The organism is Pseudomonas sp. QLc11A (assembly GCF_052112305.1).
Taxonomy (GTDB): domain Bacteria; phylum Pseudomonadota; class Gammaproteobacteria; order Pseudomonadales; family Pseudomonadaceae; genus Aquipseudomonas; species Aquipseudomonas laurylsulfatiphila.
This window is the reverse complement of record NZ_JAVAJJ010000006.1, coordinates 276,136-286,909: the sequence shown is the minus strand read 5'-3', so window position 1 is coordinate 286,909 and position 10,774 is coordinate 276,136. Positions and strand designations below refer to the sequence as shown.

11 protein-coding genes are annotated in these 10,774 nt (G+C 58.5%); 9 read left to right on the top strand and 2 right to left on the bottom strand.

Annotation, left to right across the window (positions count from 1 at the left end; all coding sequences use genetic code 11):
* Positions 1-316: 316 nt before the first annotated feature.
* Positions 317-1,537 carry a CaiB/BaiF CoA transferase family protein gene (locus Q8X48_RS12070; protein ID WP_407800682.1) on the bottom strand — a complete coding sequence of 407 codons (1,221 nt, stop codon included), beginning with the start codon at positions 1,535-1,537 and terminating at the stop codon, positions 317-319.
* A gap of 13 nt (positions 1,538-1,550) precedes the next feature.
* On the bottom strand, positions 1,551-2,732 hold the full coding sequence (locus tag Q8X48_RS12065) for an acyl-CoA dehydrogenase (protein WP_007969743.1): 1,182 nt from the start codon (positions 2,730-2,732) through the stop codon (positions 1,551-1,553).
* Positions 2,733-2,889: 157 nt separating this feature from the next.
* On the opposite strand from Q8X48_RS12065, the gene Q8X48_RS12060 reads away from it, so the two are divergent.
* The 9 genes from Q8X48_RS12060 (at position 2,890) to Q8X48_RS12020 (ending at position 10,747) form a co-directional block, all read left to right on the top strand.
* A complete protein-coding gene (locus Q8X48_RS12060) occupies positions 2,890-3,789 on the top strand; it encodes a LysR family transcriptional regulator (RefSeq protein WP_015092939.1) in 900 nt (299 codons plus the stop codon).
* 435 nt (positions 3,790-4,224) lie between these two features.
* Complete coding sequence (locus Q8X48_RS12055; protein WP_007969746.1) at positions 4,225-5,346, top strand: Re/Si-specific NAD(P)(+) transhydrogenase subunit alpha; 1,122 nt, start codon at positions 4,225-4,227, stop codon at positions 5,344-5,346.
* An 11-nt stretch (positions 5,347-5,357) separates the two neighbouring features.
* A complete protein-coding gene (locus Q8X48_RS12050; protein ID WP_007992881.1) occupies positions 5,358-5,714 on the top strand; it encodes an NAD(P) transhydrogenase subunit alpha in 357 nt (118 codons plus the stop codon).
* Positions 5,711-7,144: an NAD(P)(+) transhydrogenase (Re/Si-specific) subunit beta gene (locus Q8X48_RS12045; RefSeq protein WP_007969748.1), complete on the top strand. Its 1,434-nt coding sequence runs from the start codon at positions 5,711-5,713 to the stop codon at positions 7,142-7,144. Before Q8X48_RS12050 ends, Q8X48_RS12045 begins: the two co-directional genes overlap by 4 nt.
* Before the next feature lie 213 nt (positions 7,145-7,357).
* A complete protein-coding gene (locus Q8X48_RS12040) occupies positions 7,358-8,851 on the top strand; it encodes an acetyl-CoA hydrolase/transferase family protein (RefSeq protein WP_407800683.1) in 1,494 nt (497 codons plus the stop codon).
* A 320-nt stretch (positions 8,852-9,171) separates the two neighbouring features.
* The gene (locus Q8X48_RS12035) at positions 9,172-9,387 is read left to right on the top strand and encodes a DUF1127 domain-containing protein (protein WP_007969750.1); all 216 of its coding nucleotides are present in this window, start codon (positions 9,172-9,174) and stop codon (positions 9,385-9,387) included.
* 259 nt (positions 9,388-9,646) lie between these two features.
* The gene (locus Q8X48_RS12030; protein ID WP_015092937.1) at positions 9,647-9,856 is read left to right on the top strand and encodes a DUF1127 domain-containing protein; all 210 of its coding nucleotides are present in this window, start codon (positions 9,647-9,649) and stop codon (positions 9,854-9,856) included.
* A gap of 145 nt (positions 9,857-10,001) precedes the next feature.
* Positions 10,002-10,322 carry a DUF2388 domain-containing protein gene (locus tag Q8X48_RS12025; RefSeq protein ID WP_015092936.1) on the top strand — a complete coding sequence of 107 codons (321 nt, stop codon included), beginning with the start codon at positions 10,002-10,004 and terminating at the stop codon, positions 10,320-10,322.
* Positions 10,323-10,429: 107 nt separating this feature from the next.
* Complete coding sequence (locus Q8X48_RS12020; RefSeq protein WP_015092935.1) at positions 10,430-10,747, top strand: DUF2388 domain-containing protein; 318 nt, start codon at positions 10,430-10,432, stop codon at positions 10,745-10,747.
* The last annotated feature ends 27 nt before the right edge of the window (positions 10,748-10,774 follow it).

Here is a 10,774-nt window from a genome sequence, read left to right as displayed (position 1 = left end):
CCACTTGCGCTTTCGATCTCTCGTCAGCGGGAGGCGAATTCTACAGCGTTACTCGCTGCTGTCAACACCTCTTTTTCAACTTCCCTGGCGCTTCGATAAACTGAAGCAACCTGCTGCCGAAAACTGCGTAACTCTTTGTTTACAAAGAAGTTTTCCGTTTCGACTGCGCCAGAAGTGGGGCGAATTATAGACATCTGAAATCTACCGTCAAGCTCTGTTTTTGCTTTTCTATCAACAACTCGCAGAAAGCGCTAAAACGCCGGGTTTGTAGCCTATATAGAGAAGCAAAAGCGCCTCCCTATATAGAGGAGAGCAATCAAAGCACGCCAGACGCCTTGAGCGCAGACACCGAGCCTGCATCCAGCCCCAAGACCCGCTGCAATACCTCCAGCGTATGCTCACCCAGCAAAGGTGGCGCAAACCGGTACTCCACCGGGGTTTCGGACAGACGAATAGGGCTCGCCACCTGAGGCACCATTCCCGCCAGCGCATGCGGCAGCTCGATGGCCAAGCCGCGTGCCTTGACCTGAGGATCGGCAAACATCTGCGCCAGGTCATTGATAGGCCCGCATGGCACGCCCGCCTGCTCCAGCTGCGCCACCCATTCAGCGGTGGTCTTGAACACCGTTGCCTGGCGGATCAGCGGAATCAGCAGCGCACGGTTCGCCACCCGCAGCTTGTTGGTGGCAAAACGCGGATCGTCCGCCCACTGCGGCTGCCCGGCCACTTCCGCGAACTTGCGGAACTGCCCGTCGTTCCCGACAGTAAGGATGAAATCGCCGTCCGCCGTAGGAAAATCCTGATAGGGCACAATGTTCGGATGAGCATTACCCAAGCGTTTAGGCGCATTGCCTGTCGTCAGGTAGTTCATGGCCTGGTTGGCCAGACAGGCCACCTGCACGTCCAGCAGCGCCATGTCGATATGCTGACCACCGCCGTCGTGATCCCGATGCGCCAGCGCAGCCAGGATCGCCACGGTCGAGTAGAGCCCGGTCAGGATGTCCGTCAGTGCCACGCCAACCTTCACCGGCCCCGCACCTTCTTCGCCTTCAGGTCGCCCCGTGAGGCTCATGAGACCGCCCAGCCCCTGGATCATGAAGTCATAACCCGCACGCTTGGCGTAAGGACCGGTCTGGCCAAACCCGGTGATCGAGCAATAGATCAGGTCCGGATTGATCGCCTTCAGCGATTCATAGTCCAGGCCATAGGCCGCCAGACCACCAACCTTGAAGTTTTCGATCAGGATGTCCGACTTCGCCGCCAGCTCACGCACCAGCTTCTGCCCTTCGGGGCGAGTGAAGTCGATGGTGACCGATTGCTTGTTGCGGTTGGCCGACAGGTAATAGGCAGCCTCGCTGGTGTTTTCCCCATAAGCGTCTTTAAGGAACGGTGGCCCCCAGGCGCGCGTGTCATCACCGTTACCGGGGCGCTCGACCTTGACCACTTCAGCGCCGAGGTCGGCCAGGATCTGCCCGGCCCAAGGCCCGGCCAGCACCCGCGATAAATCCAGTACCCGTAGATGCGATAGCGCGCCCATGGACGTCCTCCTGTTAATAGAACGCCTGGATGCCGGTTTGCGCACGACCGAGGATCAGTGCATGGACGTCGTGCGTACCTTCATAGGTATTCACCACTTCCAGGTTCACCAGGTGGCGAGCAACGCCGAACTCATCGGAGATACCATTGCCGCCCAACATATCGCGAGCCATGCGCGCGATGTCCAGGGACTTGCCGCAAGAGTTGCGCTTCATCATCGAAGTGATTTCGACCGCCGCAGTGCCTTCATCCTTCATACGACCCAGACGCAGGCAGCCTTGCAGCGCCATGGTGATTTCGGTCTGCATGTCGGCCAGTTTCTTCTGGATCAACTGAGTGGCTGCCAATGGACGGCCGAACTGTTGACGATCCAGGGTGTACTGGCGAGCGGTGTGCCAGCAGAACTCGGCCGCACCCAGTGCGCCCCAGGAGATGCCGTAACGTGCCGAGTTGAGGCAGGTGAAAGGACCTTTCAGGCCACGGACATCCGGGAAGATGTTCTCTTCCGGCACGAACACGTTGTCCATCACGATTTCACCGGTGATCGATGCCCGCAGGCCAACCTTGCCGTGAATCGCCGGAGCGCTCAGGCCTTTCCAGCCTTTCTCCAGAACGAAGCCGCGAATGTCGCCGGCATCATCCTTGCCCCAGACCACGAACACGTCGGCAATCGGGCTGTTGGTGATCCACATCTTGCTGCCGGTGAGGCTGTAGCCGCCTTCCACTTTGCGCGCACGAGTGATCATCGCGCCCGGGTCGGAACCGTGGTTAGGCTCGGTCAGACCGAAGCAGCCGATCCACTCGCCCGAGGCCAGTTTCGGCAGGTACTTCTGCTTCTGCGCTTCGGTACCGAACTCATTGATCGGCACCATCACCAGCGAGGACTGAACACTCATCATCGAGCGATAACCGGAGTCGATACGCTCGACTTCACGGGCGATCAGGCCATAGCTGACGTAGTTCAGGCCGCTGCCACCGTACTGCTCGGGGATGGTTGCACCCAACAGACCCACTTCGCCCATTTCGCGGAAGATCGCCGGATCGGTCTTCTCATGGCGGAAAGCTTCAAGAATGCGCGGCGCCAGGCTCTGCTGAGCGAACTGCGCAGCCGTGTCGCGAATCATGCGTTCTTCTTCAGTGAGCTGTTGATCCAGCAGCAGGGGATCGATCCAGTTGAAGCTAGCTTTACCGCCCATGAGTGTGTCCTCTCGAATCGGGTCAAATAACGTGGAGTGATCCTAGGCCTGGATCGGCGCTACGGCAAACGAGGATTTCGCATACTGTTGTGCTAATTTCTCACTCCGAAACGTCGCAAAAGAGCTTTTATGCGATGTATTAGTGAGGTTGACGTACATGCGCAGGAAGATACCCAGCACCACCGCCCTGATCAGCTTCGAGGCCGCGGCGCGCCATGAAAGCTTCACCAAGGCCGCCCAGGAGCTTTCGCTGACCCAGGGGGCGATCTGCCGACAGATCGCCAGCCTTGAAGAGTTCCTCAGCGTAGAACTGTTCCGACGTTCGCGGCGTGGAGTGAAGCTGACGGAGGCCGGGCTTTCCTACAGCCGCCGGATCGCCACTCAACTTGATGCGGTTGAGCGCGACACCTTGTCCGTGATGGGCCAGCAGGGCACCAACGTAATCGAATTGGCCGTGGTGCCGACCTTCGGCACCCAATGGCTGCTGCCACGACTCAAGGATTTCCAGCACAAGCACCCGGAAGTGACGGTCAACCTGACCAACCGCACACGCCCGTTCCTGTTCGCCGACACGGATTTCGATGCCGCGATCTACTTCGGCGACGCGGATTGGTCGGGTACAGAATCCCACAGGCTGATGGGTGAAAATCCGATGCCCGTTTGCAGCCCCAACCTGCTCGGAAACAACAACAGCCTTACGCCCGGCGAAATCGCCGATTTGCCCCTGCTGCAACAAACCACCCGTCCTTATGCCTGGCGCCAGTGGTTCGATTCCCAACACCTGAATGTCCCGCGAGACATGACAGGCCCCCGCTACGAGCTATTCTCCATGCTCGCCCAAGCGGCCATGCATGACATGGGCATTGCCCTGATTCCGCCGTTCCTGATTCAAAGGGAGTTGAAAGAAAAACGTCTGGTGATCGCCAACCCGCAAGCACTGTCCAGCATCAAGGCTTATTACCTGATGATTCCTGAGCGAAAGGTCGAATCCGCGTCTTTAAGGGCATTTCGTGACTGGCTGGTAAACCAGGCGCACAGCTACAGCCTAGAGGAGTAAAGGCTTCTCCACGTTACCTGACCCCGTAGTCAGCAAAAACAAAGCCCTACAGATATACGGATTTGTCGCATAACAGCAAACTGTATCGAAAAGTCGTACAAACGTCCCACAAGCGCCAGATCACGCGGCTTTGGGCCACTATTTCGAGGCGATGCCGCATCATTCATACGGCCGATGTATAAATTCTTCAATTTCGGCCAGAATCCTTGTAAAGCACGGTTTGCAAGGGATCGAGCCGGTTGGTTGCGACATTCGGTCACGGGGTGACTTGTAGTTAATTTTCCGTCACCCGTCATAATCCCTTGAAGGGCACAAAGTTCGCCTGCAAAATGCCGCGCCCCGCCCTGATTTGGCGGGATCGTGCTGATCGGCCGCCCCAGCCGCACCATCCGTAGTGCATGGGTTTACTCAATAAGATCACGCAGGAGATTTGACGTGCACATTGGTGTTCCTCTCGAAACCCAGACCGGTGAAACACGGGTTGCTGCAACCCCGGAAACCATCAAGAAGCTGATCAGCCAGGGTCATAAGGTCACTGTACAAAGCGGCGCCGGCGTTAATGCCAGCGTTGTCGACAGTGCCTATGAAGCGGCAGGCGCAACCATTGGCAGCGCCAATGATGCGTTTGGAGCAGAGCTGATTTTGAAGGTGGTCGCCCCCAGCGACAGCGAGCTGGCGCTGATCAAAAGCGGCACCGTTGTGGTGGGTATGCTCAATCCGTTCAACAACGAAACCATCGCCAAGATGGCCGAGTGCGGCATTACCGCCTTCGCCCTGGAGGCTGCGCCACGCACCTCACGCGCCCAAAGCCTGGATGTGCTGTCGTCGCAAGCCAACATTGCCGGTTACAAGGCTGTCTTGCTGGCCGCTCACCATTACCCACGTTTCATGCCGATGCTGATGACGGCTGCGGGCACCGTAAAAGCGGCGCGCGTGCTGATCCTTGGTGCCGGTGTAGCCGGATTGCAGGCCATTGCCACGGCAAAACGCCTGGGTGCGGTGATCGAAGCCTCAGACGTGCGTCCTGCGGTGAAAGAGCAGATCGAATCCCTCGGCGCCAAGTTCGTCGACGTGCCTTACGAGACCGACGAAGAGCGTGAGTGCGCCGTTGGTGTCGGTGGTTACGCCCGGCCGATGCCGGCCAGCTGGATGCAGCGCCAGGCCGCGGCGGTACACGAGCGCGCCAAGCAGGCTGACATCGTCATTACCACGGCGCTGATTCCGGGCCGCAAGGCACCGACGCTGCTCAGCGCAGAAACCGTGGCACAGATGAAACCGGGCTCGGTAGTCATCGACCTCGCGGCAGCCCAGGGCGGTAACTGCCCGCTGACCGTGGCCGATCAGGTGGTGGTCGAAAATGGCGTGACCATCGTTGGCCCGACCAACCTGGCGGGCGCAGTGGCGGCCGATGCGTCGGCGCTGTACGCACGCAACCTGCTGGACTTCATGAAACTGTTGTTCGATAAAGAAGGACAACTGGTGATCAACCTTGAAGACGATATCGTCGCCGCGTGCCTGATGTGCCGCGACGGCCAGATCGTGCGCAAGAACGGCTGAGGATAAAAACAATGGAAGACATGCTGATCTCTCACGGTATCTACAACCTGATCATCTTCGTGCTGGCCATCTATGTCGGCTACCACGTGGTCTGGAACGTTACACCTGCACTGCACACGCCACTGATGGCTGTCACCAACGCCATCTCGGCCATCGTGATCGTCGGCGCCATGCTCGCCGCCGCCCTCACTGTGACCCCGCTGGGCAAGACCATGGGCACCCTGGCCGTTGCCCTGGCCGCCGTCAACGTCTTTGGTGGCTTCCTGGTCACCCGGCGCATGCTGGAAATGTTCAAGAAGAAAGCGGCCCCGGCAAAAGCTCCGGCCGCCAAGGCCGAAGCAGTCAAGGCTGAGGTGCAGCAAGCATGAGCATGAACCTGGTTACTTCCCTGTATTTGATCGCCTCGGTTTGCTTCATCCAGGCGCTCAAGGGCCTTTCGCATCCCACCACGTCGCGTCGCGGCAATCTGTTCGGCATGCTCGGCATGGGCTTGGCTATCCTCACCACGGTCGGCCTGATCTACAAGCTCGGTGCCGAACTGGCCCATGACGGTATCGTCTACGTGATCGTCGGCCTGCTGATCGGCGGCACTGCCGGTTCGATCATGGCCAAACGCGTTGAAATGACCAAGATGCCCGAACTGGTCGCCTTCATGCACAGCATGATCGGCCTGGCCGCGGTGTTCATTGCCATCGCGGCGGTCGTCGAGCCGCAGTCGCTGGGTATCGTTGCGCAGCTGGGTGACGCGATCCCGGCAGGTAACCGCCTGGAGCTGTTCCTCGGTGCCGCCATTGGTGCGATCACCTTCTCCGGTTCGGTCATCGCCTTCGGCAAGCTGTCGGGCAAGTACAAGTTCCGCCTGTTCCAGGGCGCACCGGTACAGTTCACCGGTCAACACAAGCTGAACCTGCTGCTGGGCGTGGCTACCCTGGGCCTGGGCATCACCTTCATGTTGACCGGCGACCTCAGCGCCTTCGCCTTGATGCTGGCCCTGGCCTTCATCATGGGTGTGCTGATCATCATCCCGATCGGTGGCGCGGACATGCCAGTGGTCGTGTCGATGCTCAACAGCTACTCCGGCTGGGCAGCGGCAGGTATCGGCTTCTCGCTGAACAACTCGATGCTGATCATCGCGGGTTCGCTGGTAGGTTCATCCGGTGCGATCCTCTCGTACATCATGTGCAAGGCGATGAACCGCTCCTTCTTTAATGTACTGCTCGGCGGTTTCGGCAATACAGCCGACGCAGGTCCGGCAGGCGCCAAGGAAGCCCGTCCGGTGAAATCCGGCTCGGCTGACGACGCGACTTTCCTGCTGACCAACGCCGACACCGTGATCATCGTTCCGGGCTATGGCCTGGCGGTAGCACGGGCGCAGCATGCGTTGAAGGAACTGACCGAGAAGCTGACCCATCGCGGCGTGACCGTGAAGTACGCGATCCACCCGGTTGCCGGTCGCATGCCGGGCCACATGAACGTGTTGCTGGCGGAGGCCGAGGTGCCTTACGACCAGGTGTTCGAGATGGAAGACATCAACTCCGAGTTCGGTCAGGCCGACGTGGTGCTGGTGTTGGGCGCCAACGACGTGGTCAACCCAGCCGCGAAGAACGATCCGAAATCGCCGATTGCCGGCATGCCGATCCTCGAAGCGTTCAAGGCCAAGACCATCATCGTCAACAAGCGTTCGATGGCCAGCGGCTATGCCGGCCTGGACAACGAACTGTTCTACCTGGACAAAACCATGATGGTGTTCGGTGACGCCAAAAAGGTCATCGAAGATATGGTAAAAGCCGTCGACTAATCCTCTGCGGTACACACAACGCCCCGACTCGTCGGGGCGTTTTTGTTTGCGCAAATCGTCGGACAAACTATTCTTTTGTTACCGATCCGGTAACGGTGTTTTGCTTGAAAGGCCCGGAATAGACGCCTCGATTGCGACCTTGGTAGCGGGACAGAAGTCGGCGCAATTCACTAGACTGCACGTCCTGCTACCTGTTGCCCGAGATAATAATCCATGTACCGTGACCGTATTCGCCTGCCTTCGTTGTTGGACAAAGTGATGAGCGCTGCCGACGCTGCCGCCCTGATTGAGGACGGCATGACCGTCGGCATGAGTGGTTTCACTCGCGCCGGCGAAGCCAAGGCCGTCCCCCAGGCGCTGGCCGAGCGCGCCAAGGTCACGCCGTTGAAGATCAGCCTGATGACCGGCGCAAGCCTGGGCAACGACCTCGACAAGCAGTTGACCGAAGCTGGCGTGCTGTCGCGGCGCATGCCGTTTCAGGTCGACAGCACCCTGCGCAAGGCGATCAACGCCGGCGAAGTCATGTTCATCGACCAGCACTTGTCGGAAACCGTGGAGCAGTTGCGCAACCAGCAATTGAAACTGCCGGACATTGCCGTGATTGAAGCCGTTGCGATCACCGAGCAAGGGCATATCGTGCCAACCACTTCGGTAGGCAACTCGGCCAGCTTCGCGATTTTCGCCAAGCACGTGATCGTCGAGATCAACATGGCACACAACCCGAACCTCGAAGGCCTGCACGACATCTATATCCCGACCTATCGCCCGACCCGCACCCCGATTCCATTGGTCAGTGTCGACGACCGCATTGGCAGCACCGCCATCCCGATTCCAGCGGAAAAAATCGTCGCCATCGTGGTCACCAATCAGGCTGACTCACCCTCCACGGTGCTGGCGCCAGACGCCGAGACCCAAGCTATTGCCGACCACCTGATCGACTTCTTCAAACAGGAAGTGGCCGCCGGACGCATGACCAACAAGCTCGGTCCGCTACAAGCCGGTATTGGTACCATCGCCAACTCGGTGATGTGTGGCCTGATCGACTCGCCGTTCGAAGACCTGACGATGTATTCCGAGGTGCTGCAGGACTCGACTTTCGACCTGATCGACGCCGGTAAGCTGAGCTTTGCTTCGGGCAGCTCGATCACCCTGTCGAGCCGGCGCAACGCCGATGTGTTCGGCAACCTGGAGCGTTACAAGGACAAGCTGGTCCTGCGCCCGCAGGAAATCTCCAACCACCCGGAAGTCGTGCGCCGCCTCGGCATCATCGGCATCAACACGGCGCTGGAGTTCGACATCTACGGCAACGTCAACTCCACTCACGTCTGCGGCACCCGGATGATGAACGGCATCGGTGGCTCGGGCGACTTCGCGCGCAACGCGCACCTGTCCGTGTTCGTGACCAAGTCGATCGCCAAGGGCGGTGCGATCTCCAGCGTGGTGCCGATGGTCAGCCATGTCGACCACACCGAACATGATGTCGACATCCTCGTGACCGAAGTGGGCCTGGCAGACTTGCGAGGCCTGGCGCCCCGGGAGCGTGCCCGGATCATCATCGACAAGTGCGTGCACCCGGATTACCGCCAGGCGCTGAATGATTACTTCACTGCAGCGTGCGCCATCGGCGGACACACCCCGCATATCCTGCGTGACGCACTCAGCTGGCACATAAACCTGGAAGAAACCGGGTACATGCTGAAGAAGTAATTGCTACAGATAGCAGCTGGTGCAAACACAGTTTCGCCAGCTTGCGCTTGCCACCCTCGCAATATGAAAAAAACTGTACTGCTGTACTGGTCATTTCCTACGGAAAATTCCTACTTCCTCGAGCAAAAACTGCAGTTTTGCACTCAAACAGTGCAGACAGGTACAGTTGCCTCAATTTCGACCAGTACACCCCCTATAAACAGTTAACTGAGCTCTCACAATACAGATGAACTGTATCTACAGAGACTAGGCAAACAAGAGGATCATGGGCACCAGTTAAACCACTACCTAATCCCGCCACAAGCGGAAGGATGACCACCATGGAACGTACACTCAGTTCCGATCTGTTCTTCGAAGACACTGCTGCAAAAACCCAGGCTTCCCTGCCTCTGCGCGTTATCGCCAACCTGATGTTGTGGCAGCGCCGCATTACCAGCCGCCATCAACTGGCTCGCCTGGATTCGCGTCTGCTGGCTGACGCCGGGATTAGCGAAGCACAACGCTACGAAGAGCTGAGCAAGCCGTTCTGGCGCTAAGTTAGCGTCGCTGGCTCTGACCTTAAGGTCCACCGCCAGCAACCCGAATTGAAAAAACAGAACCCGTCGTGGACAACCACGACGGGTTTTGTCGTTTTGGCCTGGCAAATCCGGTCTTACAGAAGACAAACCTGACAACCAGTACAGTTTGCAAAAATAACAAACTGCATGAGTACAATATCGCCAGCGTGTGTCTGTCATAGATATTCGACGGGTGTCAGCATGGAGCTCTCCACTTAATCAGGACAGGGACCGTGCCATGAAGAACCTACAGGATTTTTCCATTCCCTCGGCTCAATCGAGACCGTACCAGCAGGGGCTTCGAGGGATGCTGAAGGGGCTCTGCGCCGGCCTGGAAAGGGCGAGAACGCGACGTTTGCTGGCTCAACTCGATGATCGCCAGCTAGCGGATCTGGGTATCAGCCACGCCGACCGCAGCAATGAATTGGATAAACCGTTCTGGCGCTGACTGCCTGCGTGAAGAGTCAGGACTGTGCGAACCGACACAGACAGGCCTAATATCACTTCAGAACGTGGCGAACGCCGAGTGCCTGGCGTCTGACTTTGCAGACACTGCGCCATATTTCAAATGGTCTACCAAAAGGAGTTACCCCATGTCCCGTCTTCGCCTGCTTAGCGCCGCGGCCCTGTTTGCCGTGGCTGCCGGTGCCCAAGCCTCCAGCTTCATCGTGACCACGGATGCTGTGGTCAACGCGCTCAAGGCCACATCCGATGCGACCACCAACATCGTTTCGTCGTCGTTCAAGGATGACAAGATCGTCCTCGCCGCCCGTGACGACGCCGCCAGCTTCGTCGCCAGCGAAGGCTCCATCCGCGGTGTGAAGCTGGAAAGCGCCCTCGATCACATTCGCCATAAGGCGCCGCAACTGAGCGCAACAGACGCACAACTGGCTCAGGCGATCCTGACCATCTAAACGGCAGTACAGACATGGGGCACGCCTGGCGTGTCCCAATGTTTCGGCACTGGCTCTAGACCGGCCCTTGCGCTAGCCTTGGGACTCACTTTCAACTGTCGAGTCTCATGCGTTTTCTTTCCATTCCCTTGATCGCTCCAGTTTTTCTTACTCTGGGTTACTGCGCATCAGCCCACGCTTATGACGCCTTTAACCTGTCCACACAGGGCACTGTTGCCAGTGGTTACGCCACAAGCCTCGTGACCTCCGCCCCCTTCGACCATAAACTACTGCTCGCCGCCCACGACGACGCCGCGGCATTCATTGCCAGTGACGGTCTGATGAGAGGCGCACGACTGGAGTCGGCCCTTCGGTATCTGCGCCAGACCCAGGCAAAACTTCATGCCAGCGACCTTGAACTGGCGCAAGCAATTCTCGTCCAATAGTTATCCCCGTTTTCTGGAGTTCGATCC